We start from the raw sequence: 13,438 nt of genomic DNA on the forward strand, positions 1-13,438 counted from the left end.
GCCATCCTTTTCGAGCTTCGCCTGTCACGCTCCCGGGACGGCTTGGGCAAGGGCAATGGAGCGGGCTCCGGTGGGCGCAGCAGGCGCGTCGCCCACCCGGACGTTGACCCAGGTCCTGATTCCGTTTTCGCCGAGGCTCAGGCGGGACAGGTAGGCGCCTTGGGAGAGGCCGGTCCAGGACAGCGTCGCCGACGTTGCGGTGCCGTTCGGAGCCACGATCGGGTTCGGCTCCACGCTGAGGTTTCCGGCGTCGCCCGCGAAGGTCACGGCCTGCACCGAGGCACTCGCGGCACCATTGTCAGGCGTCGAGTAAAGGTTGACCACGATGTAGTACGTGCCCGCCCGCGGGGACTCAAGATCCAGGAACTCGCTGGCGGAGGCCGTGGCCACCTGGGTGGCGGTGAGGCCGCCCGAAGCGTTCGGCGCGTACACCACCATGTCCCAGTCGACGTCTTCCGACTGAGCCTGGACACCCATCCGGGCGAACGAGGCCCCCTGCGGAACAGTCACCTGAAGCAGCGCATTATGCGCGTCGTTCCCCGGTGCGTATTCGCCGGGAGTCTTGGTGATGGCGGTCTCGCTCAAGGGCGCCAGGCCTTCCACTCCCACATTGATGGAGCCATCGGAACCCGAAACCAGCTCCAGGGTGCCGCTGCCGTCACCTGCAGCCGAGCTGAAGGAGAACGACGGGGCGATCTGCGCGTCAACAGGACGGATGGCGATGGGCGAGCTGACAGTCCGGGGGCCCTTCCAGGTCAGGGTGCCCGTGCTGAATTTACCCACCGGGGCGGTGGCGTTCCGGATGGTCAGGGTGACCTCACGGGTCTGGCCGGCCTTGGCGAAGTTCAGTGCCTTCGGCTCCACCTGGATATTGAAGCCTGCCATGTTGACTTCCGGCCGGTATATTCCCGGAACCAGGGCAGTCAGCTGGCGTTTCACCTGGACCTCTCCCACCAGGCTGCCGAGTGCGATGGACGGCACATTCAAATCACGGCCCGCGATGGTGCCTGCCTGCGGAACTCCGGTTTCCACGCCCTGGCCATTGAGGAAGCCTAGCCAGTCCCTGACGCCGGAGTTGTAAACAAGCCCCGGATCGAGGACGCGGGTGGAGTCGATGTGTCCTGCGCCGCCCTGGAACGGGTCTGTGTTGGCGGAGCCGTCCGGGTTAACGAGCGGGCAGGCGGTGGTCATCATCGCGGACATGACCATAGCCGGGCTCCAGGTTGGTTGCTTGCCGAGCACCAGGGCGCCGAAGCCGGCGATGTGCGGCGCGGCCATGGAGGTTCCGGACATGAAGCCGAACTGGTCGCCGTTGTTGCCGATGGTTGATACGCCCGCCAGGACGTTGACCCCGGGGGCGGCGATATCCGGTTTCAGCAGGTCGCCGCCGGACGCAAGGGTGGGCCCGCGGGAGGAGAACCCGGCAATCTGCGGCGCCGGGGCCAGCGGTTCGCCGGTGAGGTCACCCTTCACCAGGCTGACCGTCAGGGATGGGTTTGCCTCAAGCTTGGACTTCAGCCCCAGGCTCTTGGGTGCGTTGACATGGACAGTGGGCAGCACATGGTTGTCGGCATCTTCGGAGCTGCTGGTGAGATTCACCAGGATCATGCCCACTCCGCCCTTGTCCTGGACTTCCTGGCTCTTGGCCGTCCGGTCCACCACACCCCGGTCGCAGACCACCACTTTGCCGGCTACCTTCGCCGCATCAAGCGTCCCGGGAGCGCAGAGGTTGGCATTGGTAGCGCCCGCCGCGGCTGCTGCGGCCGCGACGATCACTGGCTTGTCCGCCACTTCTGTTTTCATGATGGACGCACCACGGTAGAGCGAGCCATCGGAGACCCTGACGGTGCCCAGCAAGTCGCTGGGGAAGGTCGAGGCGGCAACGGTGGTGAGCCAGGGTGAGGCGTGGTTGACCGTTGAGACAGCGGGACCGGAGTTGCCGCCCGAAGCCGAGACGAAGACGCCGGCAGCCGCTGCGTTCAGGAACGCCAGGGCCACGGGGTCCGTCGTGTTGTTGTTATTGCCGGAAATCGAGTAGTTCAGGACGTCCACGCCGTCCTTGACCGCAGCTTCAACGGCTTCCACCGACGCTGAGGAGTAACAGCCTCCGGTATCGGGATTGGCGTCTTCCCAACAAACCTTGTAAACGGACACCTTGGCCGCGGGAGCAACACCGGAACTCTTGCCGAAGCCTGAGCCGTCGATCACCTGGTCCACGTTGTCATTGCCGGCAGCCGTGGTGGCCGTGTGGGTGCCGTGGCTTCCGACATCGACCGGGGAGATGAGCTCCTCCGGCGCCCTGTTTTCGGGGGCCACATACTGCAGGAAGGTATCAGCGAAGTACCTGGCACCTATCACCTTCGAGTTGCACTGGGAGCCGTCGAAGGACGCCCCGGCCCCCTGACCCTCCTGGCATTCACCCTCGAAGGTGGTGCCGTCGGCCTTGAGCATGGCGATCTTGCCATCGGCAGTGCGGTAGGGAACGCCCACCTGCGCAGGGCTGGTCAGCGGCCGGACGGGATCACCCTGGAGGAAGGGGTTGTCCGGCGCGTAGCCGGAGTCGATGACACCGACAACAACGCCCTTGCCCGCATTCGCTTCGCCGCCGAACTGCTTGGCCCATACCCCCTCCGGACCGGTCAACCTCAGGAAGTCCGTAGTTGTGTAGTCAGGAGTGTTCTCCACGTCGGGTGCGACCGCCAGGACCCGCTGGTCCTTGGACAGCTCCATGGCCTGGGCAGCTGTGAGTTCAGCCGTGAAACCGTTAAGCGCAGCGGTGTACTGCTTCCCCGGGGTTACGCCCTGCCGGCGGCAACATCGCGCTGGACCTTGCGCAGATGTGCGTCATAGGCCTTGTAGTTGGGACTTCCGGCATCGAGCTTCCTGCCCGCCTGGGGCCTGGTGGCCCCCAGGCCCGCAGTTTCCCCCTCATAGGCTGCTGCTGCCGCACCCGCCAGAACCACGATGTAGCGGCCGTCCCTGAACTGCGTGGTCCCCGGGCTGGTGGCAGCCCCGTTACCCGGGCGGGCCGGTGCCGCGGTGGCGGGAGGTATGGCCAAGGACCCCAGGAGGAGCGACAACCCGGCGGCCATTAGCGCCGCCTTCCGGAACCCCCTGCCCCGCAGGGGGCTTCTTCCAGTTGATCTCACGTGCAACCCTTTCACGATGTACCGGCCCAGCCATGGTTGCGGGCCAGAAACGACTGGCATGGCACATCGGTTTACAGATCTTGTAATTGGATGAGACCAGCCGGTTCAAACAGTACAGAGTGAGAGACGAATATGACATAGGCCACAGTGGGAGATTCTATTGTTGTCACAGGCCTTATTTCTGCGGGCGCCGGGCATAAAAAAGGGCATCCCGAAGGACGCCCAATACACTGCGGCAGGGAGGGGCGGCTACTGCCGGGGAGTCCGGACCACCTCACTGATCCACTGCCGGGTCTTCTCGTCAACGGGCCCCGCCACACGGTTTTGCCTGGCCAGGCGGTCCGCTTTCAGTTTTTGCAGGACCATCCTGCCCAGTCCGGCGAACACCGCCGCGGCGACTACGGGCAACAGGACGGACTTCGAATTCTCTGCCATCCAGCAATCCTAGTGAAGCCGGTCCAGCAACTCCAGAACCGCCGCGGACAGCCTGGCGATGGCCGACGCCGGTACGGTCCCCGGCCCGGAAACCGCCGAATACAGGCAGGCCCGTTCCGGCCGGTAGAATGATAGGGCAAGCTCGCGGAGCGCCCGTCCTCAACGTTGTCCAAGGCAAGACCACCATGCCCCTCAACACCCCGGCACGGCGTGAGACGGCACCACTCCGCTGCGCCATTACCCAAGCTCACGCACAGGAGTTACCGGATGCCCCGGATCGTTGTTGACGTCATGCCCAAGCCCGAGATTCTGGACCCCCAGGGGAAGGCGATCGTTGGCGCTCTCCCCCGGCTGGGCTTCACCAGCTTCAGCTCTGTCCGCCAGGGCAAGCGATTTGAACTGACGGTCGACGGAGAGGTGACCGAGGCCATCCTGGCCCAGGCACGCGACGCCGCCGAGACCCTCCTCTCCAACCCCGTGATCGAGGACGTCGTCAACGTCGAGGTCGTCGAGGCCTGAGATGACTGAACTCCCCCTGATCGGCGAGGCTGTGGCCGTCGCCGCCAACCCGCGGCTTGCGGGCGCGAAGATCGGCGTTGTCACCTTCCCCGGAACACTGGATGACCGTGACGCCGCCCGCGCCGTGCGCCTCGCCGGCGGCACCGCCGTCGAACTGTGGCACGGCGATACCGAACTAGGTGACGTGGACGCCGTCGTCATCCCCGGCGGTTTCTCCTACGGCGACTACCTGCGTGCCGGCGCCATCGCCCGCTTCGCCCCGCTCATGTCCAGGATCATCGACGCCGCCAACAGCGACGCCAAGCTTCCCGTCCTTGGCATCTGCAACGGCTTCCAGATCCTTACCGAGTCGCACCTGCTGCCCGGTTCGATGATCAAGAACGACCACCTGAAGTTCCTGTGCCGGGACCAGGTGCTGCGCGTGGAAAACAACGCGACGGCCTGGACCCTGGACTACCAGGCGGGCCAGGAAATCACCATCCCGCTGAAGAACCAGGACGGCCAGTACATCGCGGACGAGAAAACCCTCGACGCACTGGAGGCCGAGGGCCGCGTGGTGTTCCGCTATGTCGGCTTCAACCCGAACGGGTCCCGCCGCGACATCGCGGGTATCTCAAACGCCGCCGGCAACGTGGTGGGCCTCATGCCGCACCCGGAGCACGCCACCGAACCCGGCTTTGGGCCGGAATCGCTGGACGGCATCGGCGGGTCCGACACCGACGGCCTGGGCTTCTTCACCTCCGTATTGACCAAGATTGTGGGAGGCGACAAGTGAGCATCGACACCACCAAGAAGTTCAACATCGACACGGTCGAGAACGCCGCCAAGACCCCGGACACCGAACTGCCCTGGGCCGAGCTTGGCCTCAAGCAGAACGAATTCGACGAGATCATCAAAGTCCTGGGCCGCCGCCCCACCGGCGCGGAACTGGCCATGTACTCCGTGATGTGGAGCGAACACTGCTCCTACAAGTCCTCCAAGAACCACCTGCGCCAGTTCGGCCAGAAGGTCACCGAGGAGATGAAGAAGGACATGCTGGTGGGCATCGGCGAGAACGCCGGAGTCACCAACCTGGGGGACGGCTGGGCCGTGACCTTCAAGATCGAATCGCACAACTCGCCGTCGTTCGTTGAGCCCTACCAGGGTGCCGCGACCGGCATCGGCGGCATTGTCCGCGACATCATCTCCATGGGTGCCCGCCCGGTGGCCGTCATGGACCCGCTGCGCTTCGGCGCCATCGACCACCCGGACACGGCACGCGTGATGCACGGGGCCGTTGCCGGCATCGGCGGCTACGGCAACTCGCTGGGCCTGCCGAACATCGGCGGCGAGATGGTCTTCGACTCCGTCTACCAGGGCAACCCGCTGGTCAACGCCCTCGCCGTTGGCGTCATGCGCCACGAGGACATCCGCCTGGCCAACGCGTCGGGCAAGGGCAACAAGGTGGTCCTGTTCGGTGCACGCACCGGCGGTGACGGCATCGGCGGCGCCTCCGTGCTGGCCTCCGAGTCCTTCGACGACACCAAGCCGTCCAAGCGACCCGCCGTCCAGGTGGGCGACCCCTTCGCCGAGAAGGTCCTGATCGAGTGCTGCCTTGAACTGTTCAAGGGCTCCCTCGTGGAGGGCATCCAGGACCTGGGCGCCGCAGGCATTTCCTGCGCAACGTCGGAGCTTGCCTCCAACGGCGACGGCGGCATGCAGGTTGAGCTGACCTCCGTCCTGCTGCGCGACCCCACCCTGACCCCGGGCGAGATCCTGATGTCCGAGTCGCAGGAACGCATGATGGCCGTGGTGACCCCGGAGAACGTGGAAGCGTTCGAGGCCGTCATGGACAAGTGGGCGGTGGAGTACTCCTGGCTCGGCGAAGTGACCGACACCGGCCGCCTCATCATCACCTGGGAAGGCGAGGTGATCGTCGACGTCGATCCCCGCACCGTGGCGCACGACGGTCCGGTCTACGACCGTCCGTTTGCCCGCCCCGAGTGGCAGGACGCCCTGCAGGCCGACACCTTTACCGGATCCGTGCAGGACGCCGGCCGGCCCGCAGCCCCGGCGGAATTGGCCAAGGCCGTCACCGAACTCGTGGCGTCGCCGAACATGTGCTCCAAGTCGTGGATCACGGACCAGTACGACCGGTATGTGGGTGGCAACACCGCCATGGCATTCCCGGATGACGCCGGCGTGGTCCGCGTGGACGAGGAAACGGGCCTGGGCGTTGCCCTGGCCACCGACGCCAACGGCCGCTACACCTACCTGGACCCCTACCACGGTGCGCAGCTGGCGCTGGCCGAGGCCTACCGCAACGTTGCCACCTCCGGCGCGGTGCCGATGGCTGTCAGCGACTGCCTGAACTTCGGCTCCCCCGAGGACCCGGACGTCATGTGGCAGCTGGCCGAGGCGATCCGCGGCCTGTCTGACGCCTGCATGGTGCTGGGCATCCCGGTCACCGGCGGCAACGTCTCGCTGTACAACCAGACGGGCACCACGCCCATCCACCCCTCCCCCGTGGTGGCAGTGCTGGGCAAGCTCGACGACGTCGCCCGCCGCACGCCATCGGGCTGGCGGGAGGATGGCCAGGCCATCTACCTGCTGGGCACCACCGCTGCCGAACTGGACGGTTCCGAATGGGCCAACATGCGCGGCCACCTGGGCGGGCAGCCGCCGAAGGTGGACCTCGACGCCGAGCGCGCCCTGGGCGAGATCCTGATCAACGCCTCGCGCGACGGCATGATCGACTCGGCGCACGACCTCTCCGAGGGCGGCCTCGCCGCAGCCTTGGTGGAGTCCTCGCTCCGTTACGGCGTGGGTGCCAGGATCGCGCTGCAGGACGTCCTGGACCGCGACGGCGTGGACCTGTTCACGGCGCTGTTCTCCGAGTCCCAGGGCCGCGCAGTTGTTGGCGTTCCCCGCTCGGAGGAAGTCCGCTTCACCGACATGTGCAAGGCCCGTGGCTTTGCCCACACCCGCATCGGTGTGGTGGATGCGGCCAGCGGCGCCCTTGAGATCAACGGCGTGGAGAGCCTGTCCCTGGACGCCCTCCGCGAAGCCCATGAAGGGACCCTGCCGAAGTACTTCGGCTGATTCCCCCCGTAAAGCGGAAATCCGCGTTCCCTCCGGAGGGGACGCGGATTTCCGCTTTAATCGTCCTATGGGCAAGCTGACAAGGTTCCTGGCCGTGCTGCTGTTGCCGGTCCTTATCGTGATCGCGGCCGCACCGACTCCGCCTCCTGCCACCGGGACAGCCTTCCCCCGCAGCATTGCCGCCCTGGGCGATTCCATATCCCAGGCCAACAGCGCCTGCTGCAGCGCCGGTGACCACCCGGGACAGTCCTGGTCCACCGGTGACGTCCCCGGCGACGGCGTGGCCAGCCATTACGAACGGCTGCTCCGTCTGGAGCCGGCCATCAGGGGGAACAACTTCAACCACTCCGTCAGCGGGGCGAAGGTTGCAGATTTGCCCCGGCAGGCCGCCCAGGCAGCCGAAAGCCATGCCGCATACGTCACCGTTCTGGCAGGGGCCAACGATCTGTGTACGGCTTCCGTGGAAAGCATGACACCGGTGGACGAGTTCCGCTCGCATGTGGCCCAGGCGTTGATGATCCTGGATCAAATGTCACCTCAGCCCAGGGTGCTGGTCAGCAGTATCCCGGATATCCACCAGCTGTGGATTGTCCTGCGTGCCGAGCCGGCCGCCCAGTCGGCCTGGTCCGCCGGCCGGATCTGCCCGGCCATGTTCGGTGCCTCAGCGACCGAAGAGCAGCGGCAGCAGGTCCTCCAGCGCCATCAGGCCTTCAACTCCGTGCTGGCCGAAACCTGTGCCCGGTACGAGGGCTGCCGCACCGACGGCGGGGCTGTTTCCGCCCACGTACCCAGCCCTGCCGACGTGAGCACGCTGGATTACTTCCACCCCAGTCTCCAGGGGCAGGCCAGGTTGGCCGAAATCACCTGGAACGCGGCCTGGTAGCCGCGTCAGTCCTCGCTGTGGATCTCCCGCTGCCGGGCGCTAAGCAGTTCGATTTCAGGGCGCCCGGCAACGAAGCGGTCGACGGCGTCGAGCACCTCAACGAGGTGCGCCCGGTCCGCGGCCACAAGGCCAACGCCAACCTTTGAGCGCCGGTACTGGCCATGGTCGCCCACTTCTGCCACCGAGACATCGAAGCGGCGCTTGAGTTCGGCGAGCAGGGGCCTGACGACGGACCGTTTCCCCTTCAGGCTGTGGACGTCGCCCAGGAGGATGTCGAATTCGATCCAGCCGATCCACACAGGTCCGGGCCTTCCTACTCGATGGTGAGCTCACCCATCCGGTCCCAGCCGTCGCCGTCGAGCTGGCGGCTGATGATCCTGGGGGTTTCGGCGAGCGCCTGCGGCATGTCAGCCATGGCCTGCTTGAAATGGACGCTGTTGACGTGGTCACCCGCGGCATCGTCCTTGAAGGCTTCCACCAGGACGAACTCGTTTGGATCGTCCACGCTGCGGGACCAGTCGAACCAGAGGTTTCCGGGTTCCTCCCTGGTGGCATTCGTGAAGCCTTCCACCAGGCCCAGCCAGCGCTCCGACCATTCGGGCTTCACTTTGAACTTGACGACGATAAAGATCACTGGGAAGTTCCTTCCGCGGCGAGTGTTCGTGCCCCTTCAATGTACCGGGAAGTCACATAGCGCTGCGCGGCCCTGGTCACCAGTCCGCCCGCGGCGTAGAACCAGTTGCCGGGCTTGCTGAAGGCCCGGATCCGAAGGAACACCTCACCGGCCCTGTTGATTTCCACCTCGAAGGACTCCTCGCCGCGGGCAGGGTGCCCCGGCAGGGTCCCGTAGCCGAAACCGGCCGACTGCGGCATGCCGTCCGGGGAAGGCTCATGGACCCAGACCACCTCGCATGGTGCGTTGAGGCGAAATGGCCCCGCACCGAACCCGCTCACCACCCGGGCCCCGGGCAGCACTGCGGGTGAGTCGGCCCGGACCCGCAGCCCCGCCCGCCTGTGCAGCTCCCAGGCCAGGATGCCTTGCGCGACGCGCCGGTAGACATCCATGCCGGCGCCCAGGCGGGCTTCTTCCAGGACGCCCGTGAATCCTGCTGGAGCTGTACCACGTTCAGTGCTCCCCACACCGGGGTAGTTCAGGGCGCCCTTCACCAAGGGCTTCCCGGTCACTGCTTTGCCCCGTCGGCACCGGACAGGCGCGCCCACCCCAGCTGTTCCTGCTGCTTCCGGTTGAGGCCCGCCACCACCAGGTCGTAGGAGTCTTCCACCATGTCACGGACCATGTCATCCGGCAGTGCCCCGTCCAGGCGTACGCCGTTCCAGTGGGTCTTGTTCATATGCCAGGCACCCGTGATCTCCGGGTGGGCAGCACGCAGTTGGACGGCCAGTGACGGCTCGCATTTGAGGTTCACGTAGAAGTCCCGGAGGTCCATCGAGGACAAGGCGAAGAGCTTGCCCCCGGAGGCAGTTCCGCCGCCGCTGCGGGCAATGACCTTAAATACTGCTGTTTCCGGCCCGAACGGGTAATCCTCGTAGGCGCCCGGGAAGGACAGGCAGATTATCCGTAGCGCGTCGGGGTCCATGAAGCCAGCCTATAAAGCAGGCCGCAGCGGTGCTAGTCTGCGAGGATGTCAGACGATCAGGGCAGCATTCCTGTTCTGGACCTAAGCACCGCACGGCAGCCCTACGGGTCTTTCAGTCCGGAATTCATCGAGCAGCTGCGGCACGCCACCCACAACGTCGGTTTCTTCCAGGTCACGGGGTACGGCGGGGCGCCCGGGCAGGCGGACCACCTCCTGGACGTCATCAGGCGCTTCTTTAATCTTCCCCTTGAGGAACGACTGAAGCTGGACAACCGGCTGTCGCCCCATTTCCGCGGGTACACGCGCATGGGCACTGAGGTGACCCAGGGAAAGGCGGACGCGCGCGAGCAGATCGACTACTCCCCCGAGCGCGAGCCGGTCAGCGACTATCCGCCGGACGAGCCATATTGGCTGCTCCAGGGCCCCAACCTGTGGCCGGACGAGTCCTTTCCGGAGCTCAAGCCGGCTGCGATGGCATGGGCCGAGCTGATGTCCTCGGTAGGCATGGAGCTCCTGCGTGCCATTGCTGTCTCACTCCAGTTGCCCGAGGACTACTTTGACGAGCCGTTCCGTGATTCCCCGGCCTGGATGGGCAAGCTGGTCCACTACGTTGGCGGCGTTGTGGAGGAGGCCGGCGACCAGGGGGTAGGTTCGCACGCAGACTACGGCTTCGTCACCCTCTTGCTGCAGGACGAGGTGGGTGGGCTGGAAGTACAGCCGCCCGGCACCACGGGATGGATACCGGTGAAACCCATCCCCGGCGCGCTGGTGGTCAATTTGGGCGAAATGCTGGAAGTGGCCACGGAGGGGTACCTTGCTGCCACCATCCACCGGGTCCAGGCGCCTCCGCCCGGGGTGGACCGCTACTCGGTGCCGTTCTTCTGGTCGCCCCGGCTCGACGCCGTCATCGGCCCAGTCCCACTGCCGCCGGAGCTCAGGGCGGCTGCGCGCGGCATCACCGATGATCCGGCGAACCCCCTGCTGTCATCCTTCGGGATGAATATGCTCAAGGGCCGGATGCGCGCCCACCCGGATGTCACCGAACGGCACTATCCGGAGCTGATGAAGCGCTAGGCTGCACTTCAACCGCCGGCAGGGGTCAAAGGTTGAACTGCCAGGCCACCTGCGCGGGACAGACGTCCATCACCACATCCAGGCCCGCTGCCTTGGCCCGCGCCGCCGCGTCCTCGTCGATCACGCCAAGCTGAAGCCAAACTGCCTTCGCCCCCACGGCAATCGCCTCGTCTACCACCGCCCCCACCCGCTGGGAGTTCACAAAGCAGTCCACGACGTCGATGGGGTGCTTTTCAGGGGGAATGTCCCTGAGCCTGCGGTACCCCTCTTCGCCGTGCACCGGGTCGCCGGGCAGGTTGACCGGGATAATGTCCATCCCCAGCCGGTCGCGGATGAACAGTGATGTGTCGTAGGCGGCGCGCCATTCGTTGGTGGTGAGGCCCACGATGGCCCAACGGCCCTTCGTCCGCATCAGCCGTTCGATGACAGCTGGATCGTTAGTTTGGCCCATGGGCTTAGCCTACCTGCGTGTCCATTGGTCGCCGGGGCTGCCGGTCAGTATTCCCGTGACTGTCACCGATTGAATTTCTGCCGCCAGTTGTCGCCAGGTGCTTGCTTGCCTGCGGTTGCAGGGGCGCCGTTCACCGGCTCTGCTGCTTCCGCCCGCGGCTTCACCGCATCCCCGGCGAGGCTGCCTTCCCCTGCCAGCTTTTCCTCGCCGGGGAAGCTGTCTCCGCGGGACTGTCCGGCGCCGGGGAGGTCGGTGGCCGGGCTTCCTGAGGGGCCACGGTCCTGGTCTGGCGCCTGCGGGTTGTCCTGCCGGCCGCCGTTGGAAACGTCGCCCTTTGCCTGCGGCGCTTGCTGCTCCGGGCCGGGTGTCCCCGGTACCTGGCGGGGAGCAGGTCGCTGCCCGGCAGGCTGCCCGCCTGAAACAGTGGCAGGGACAGCGGGTCCGTCAGTCCCGGGGTCAACTGCCGCCGAGGCGGAATCCACACCTGGGGTGTCCGGCTGCGGGAATCCGGAGGCAGCCTGGACCGCAATGCTCCAGGACGGCCGCCAATCGTCGAGCAGCTCCTGCACCGAGGAGCTGCCGGCATGCATAGCCACCGGGGAACTGGCAGCGACTCCGCCTATCCCTGTTGCCATGCCCGCTGCGAGGGCAAGCCCCAGCACGGTGGGCCGTTGGATGCGACGGCGACGGCGGCGGGCGAGTTCATCGTCCGGCGCACCGGAGGTGATGTCGCCGGCCAAAAGCTTGGCAAGTTCCCCCGACGGCGCGGGCGCAGGAAGGGATGCCAGGGTTCCCAGGGTGAGAAGGGCGGCGCGGAGTTCCGCATCTTCGGCATGTCCGGCCTCGACGAGCATGTCATCGACCAGCGCGGGCAGGCCGGAAACGTGGGGGGTCATGGCTTGAGGTACTCCTTCACTGCCGAGAGGTCCCGCAATTTGAGGAGCGCCCGCCGCTGCAGCTGCTTGACGGCGCCGGCGCTCTTGTCCATTGCTTCCGCTGCCTGCTCCACCGTGAGCCCGGCAACAAGGCGCAGCGAGAGGGCCTCCCGCTGGTCATCGGGGAGGCCATCAAGCAGCCGGAGGACTTCCTGCGGCGAAATGCGTTCCAGTGCTTCGGATTCGGCCGACGCATGCTCCCGGTGGTCGAGGTCCGGCTCAAACGTAAGGTGCGCAGGAGTGCGGCTCTGGCGGCGGTGATCGTCCACCATTCGGGCGTGGGCCACCGAGAAGATGAAAGTGCGAAGCCCTGCCGCACCGCCATGCACGGAGCCCACCCGGGGCAGGACGGAGAGGAACACTTCCTGCATTGCCGCCTCCGGATCTTCGACTCCACGGGCCGTAAGGTAGCCCAGGACCTGTGACGCGTATGTCCGGTACACGAGGCTGTAAACGGCGGGCTGCCGGGACTGGTCCCGGAGCGCCTCGTCTGTCAGTGCATCAGTCACGGACGTAGTGCTTTCAGTCAAAGAGGGGGACGCTGGTTAGAGTACAGACCAAGCAAGACGGAATGCCCTGTCCCCGGCCAACTTTACCCCTCAGTAACCGCTTCACCGGGACCGCCACGGCGGCACCGGTTCCGGTAGTAGCAGCTGCCCCTGCCGCCGGATGAAAAGGGAAGAGCCGGCCTGGAACGTGATGGGGGACAAGTTCCAGGCCGGCGCTACATAAAGGTAATCGCCGGGGCGGGCGGGAGGGTTACGCGGATCCAGAAAAACCTTAAAAAACTTTTGGAAGTGTTTTATGGTGTCAGGGCGCGGGTCCAATGCGGGGCCGCCGACAGCCGGCGCGGACCCTTGGCAAGGCTGGAAATGTGCACTCTCGCGGCGGCACGTGGCCCGCAGTCGCTTTGCGAAGCAGCCGGCGCAGCCTCGTGGACAGGACGAGGCGCCGGTGGGGAAACTGTCCCGGCCGGGCAAAGATCGGTCACCAATCCGGTGCCGGCACATTCACGGACGGCATCGATACCTGCCTTGACGGCGTGCTTGTCCTTAAACGCCTGGGAGACGGCCATTACCGTTCCGTCGGGCCCCAGTAGCCGGAACCTGTACAGCGAGTCCGCGTCGACAAACACTTCGAAGTTCCCGGCCATAGCGACATCCTTCCAGAGGGGAATCATGCTGGCGATGCCCTCGTGCCGGCCGGCACGCACGCATCGCTGCGATCTTCCCGCGGATTATGTGGAACTGCAGGTGATCGGTACACCAAGTATTAGAAAAGTTTGCGGCCCGCGCCCGCTGCCCTACAAGACC

The 13,438-nt window shown here is 65.9% G+C and carries 14 protein-coding genes and 1 pseudogene; 5 read left to right on the forward strand and 10 right to left on the reverse strand.

Going from position 1 to position 13,438, the window contains the following annotated elements; genetic code table 11:
- Positions 1-24: 24 nt before the first annotated feature.
- Together AC5RT3_RS04855 and AC5RT3_RS04860 are read right to left on the reverse strand one after the other, a co-directional pair.
- Positions 25-3,125 (reverse strand): annotated as a pseudogene (locus tag AC5RT3_RS04855) (S8 family serine peptidase).
- Between the two features lie 273 nt (positions 3,126-3,398).
- Positions 3,399-3,584 (reverse strand): hypothetical protein, encoded by a 186-nt coding sequence (locus AC5RT3_RS04860; protein WP_494010861.1) that lies wholly within the window; start codon positions 3,582-3,584, stop codon positions 3,399-3,401.
- 267 nt (positions 3,585-3,851) lie between these two features.
- Here AC5RT3_RS04860 and purS point away from each other — a divergent pair, with 267 nt between their 5' ends.
- The 4 genes from purS to AC5RT3_RS04880 all read left to right on the forward strand — a co-directional run bounded on the left by purS (position 3,852) and on the right by AC5RT3_RS04880 (position 8,067).
- Positions 3,852-4,103, forward strand: coding sequence for a phosphoribosylformylglycinamidine synthase subunit PurS (gene purS / locus AC5RT3_RS04865; protein WP_009359059.1), 252 nt, complete (start codon positions 3,852-3,854; stop codon positions 4,101-4,103).
- A 1-nt stretch (position 4,104) separates the two neighbouring features.
- Positions 4,105-4,878: a phosphoribosylformylglycinamidine synthase subunit PurQ gene (gene purQ, locus AC5RT3_RS04870; protein ID WP_494010862.1), complete on the forward strand. Its 774-nt coding sequence runs from the start codon at positions 4,105-4,107 to the stop codon at positions 4,876-4,878.
- Positions 4,875-7,184, forward strand: coding sequence for a phosphoribosylformylglycinamidine synthase subunit PurL (gene purL, locus AC5RT3_RS04875; protein ID WP_494052111.1), 2,310 nt, complete (start codon positions 4,875-4,877; stop codon positions 7,182-7,184). The genes purQ and purL overlap by 4 nt, the downstream gene beginning before the upstream one ends.
- Before the next feature lie 67 nt (positions 7,185-7,251).
- Positions 7,252-8,067, forward strand: a complete 816-nt coding sequence (locus AC5RT3_RS04880; protein ID WP_494052112.1) for an SGNH/GDSL hydrolase family protein — start codon at positions 7,252-7,254, stop codon at positions 8,065-8,067.
- Positions 8,068-8,072: 5 nt separating this feature from the next.
- Here the strand turns inward: AC5RT3_RS04880 and AC5RT3_RS04885 are convergent, their stop codons facing one another.
- From AC5RT3_RS04885 to AC5RT3_RS04900, 4 genes are read right to left on the reverse strand one after another with little or no spacing between them, the layout of a single operon-like run.
- Complete coding sequence (locus AC5RT3_RS04885) at positions 8,073-8,366, reverse strand: DUF503 domain-containing protein (protein WP_494123632.1); 294 nt, start codon at positions 8,364-8,366, stop codon at positions 8,073-8,075.
- A gap of 14 nt (positions 8,367-8,380) precedes the next feature.
- Positions 8,381-8,701: a putative quinol monooxygenase gene (locus AC5RT3_RS04890; protein WP_494123633.1), complete on the reverse strand. Its 321-nt coding sequence runs from the start codon at positions 8,699-8,701 to the stop codon at positions 8,381-8,383.
- Complete coding sequence (locus AC5RT3_RS04895; RefSeq protein ID WP_494052114.1) at positions 8,698-9,252, reverse strand: DUF1990 domain-containing protein; 555 nt, start codon at positions 9,250-9,252, stop codon at positions 8,698-8,700. Before AC5RT3_RS04895 ends, AC5RT3_RS04890 begins: the two co-directional genes overlap by 4 nt.
- The gene (locus AC5RT3_RS04900) at positions 9,249-9,665 is read right to left on the reverse strand and encodes an MmcQ/YjbR family DNA-binding protein (RefSeq protein ID WP_494052115.1); all 417 of its coding nucleotides are present in this window, start codon (positions 9,663-9,665) and stop codon (positions 9,249-9,251) included. The genes AC5RT3_RS04895 and AC5RT3_RS04900 overlap by 4 nt, the downstream gene beginning before the upstream one ends.
- Before the next feature lie 45 nt (positions 9,666-9,710).
- Here AC5RT3_RS04900 and AC5RT3_RS04905 point away from each other — a divergent pair, with 45 nt between their 5' ends.
- Positions 9,711-10,739: an isopenicillin N synthase family dioxygenase gene (locus tag AC5RT3_RS04905; protein ID WP_494052116.1), complete on the forward strand. Its 1,029-nt coding sequence runs from the start codon at positions 9,711-9,713 to the stop codon at positions 10,737-10,739.
- Positions 10,740-10,764: 25 nt separating this feature from the next.
- Here AC5RT3_RS04905 and AC5RT3_RS04910 read toward each other — a convergent pair whose 3' ends face one another.
- The 4 genes from AC5RT3_RS04910 to AC5RT3_RS04925 form a co-directional block, all read right to left on the reverse strand.
- Positions 10,765-11,190: a CoA-binding protein gene (locus tag AC5RT3_RS04910; protein WP_494052117.1), complete on the reverse strand. Its 426-nt coding sequence runs from the start codon at positions 11,188-11,190 to the stop codon at positions 10,765-10,767.
- Between the two features lie 62 nt (positions 11,191-11,252).
- The gene (locus AC5RT3_RS04915; RefSeq protein WP_494123634.1) at positions 11,253-12,086 is read right to left on the reverse strand and encodes a hypothetical protein; all 834 of its coding nucleotides are present in this window, start codon (positions 12,084-12,086) and stop codon (positions 11,253-11,255) included.
- Positions 12,083-12,634, reverse strand: coding sequence for an RNA polymerase sigma factor (locus AC5RT3_RS04920; RefSeq protein ID WP_494052119.1), 552 nt, complete (start codon positions 12,632-12,634; stop codon positions 12,083-12,085). The genes AC5RT3_RS04915 and AC5RT3_RS04920 overlap by 4 nt, the downstream gene beginning before the upstream one ends.
- A 293-nt stretch (positions 12,635-12,927) precedes the next feature.
- Positions 12,928-13,278: a YegP family protein gene (locus tag AC5RT3_RS04925; RefSeq protein ID WP_494123635.1), complete on the reverse strand. Its 351-nt coding sequence runs from the start codon at positions 13,276-13,278 to the stop codon at positions 12,928-12,930.
- Positions 13,279-13,438: the final 160 nt, after the last annotated feature.

Source organism: Arthrobacter sp. Y3221159, from assembly GCF_059089885.1.

Excerpts from the sequence above, each read along its gene's own strand:
- purQ (WP_494010862.1), top strand. The coding sequence starts at position 4,105 with ATGACTGAACTCCCCCTGATCGGCGAGGCTGTGGCCGTCGCCGCCAAC.
- AC5RT3_RS04880 (WP_494052112.1), top strand. The coding sequence starts at position 7,252 with ATGGGCAAGCTGACAAGGTTCCTGGCCGTGCTGCTGTTGCCGGTCCTT.
- AC5RT3_RS04905 (WP_494052116.1), top strand. The coding sequence starts at position 9,711 with ATGTCAGACGATCAGGGCAGCATTCCTGTTCTGGACCTAAGCACCGCA.
- AC5RT3_RS04900 (WP_494052115.1), bottom strand. The coding sequence starts at position 9,665 with ATGGACCCCGACGCGCTACGGATAATCTGCCTGTCCTTCCCGGGCGCC.
- AC5RT3_RS04925 (WP_494123635.1), bottom strand. The coding sequence starts at position 13,278 with ATGGCCGGGAACTTCGAAGTGTTTGTCGACGCGGACTCGCTGTACAGG.
- AC5RT3_RS04910 (WP_494052117.1), bottom strand. The coding sequence starts at position 11,190 with ATGGGCCAAACTAACGATCCAGCTGTCATCGAACGGCTGATGCGGACG.
- AC5RT3_RS04915 (WP_494123634.1), bottom strand. The coding sequence starts at position 12,086 with ATGACCCCCCACGTTTCCGGCCTGCCCGCGCTGGTCGATGACATGCTC.
- purS (WP_009359059.1), top strand. The coding sequence starts at position 3,852 with ATGCCCCGGATCGTTGTTGACGTCATGCCCAAGCCCGAGATTCTGGAC.
- AC5RT3_RS04860 (WP_494010861.1), bottom strand. The coding sequence starts at position 3,584 with ATGGCAGAGAATTCGAAGTCCGTCCTGTTGCCCGTAGTCGCCGCGGCG.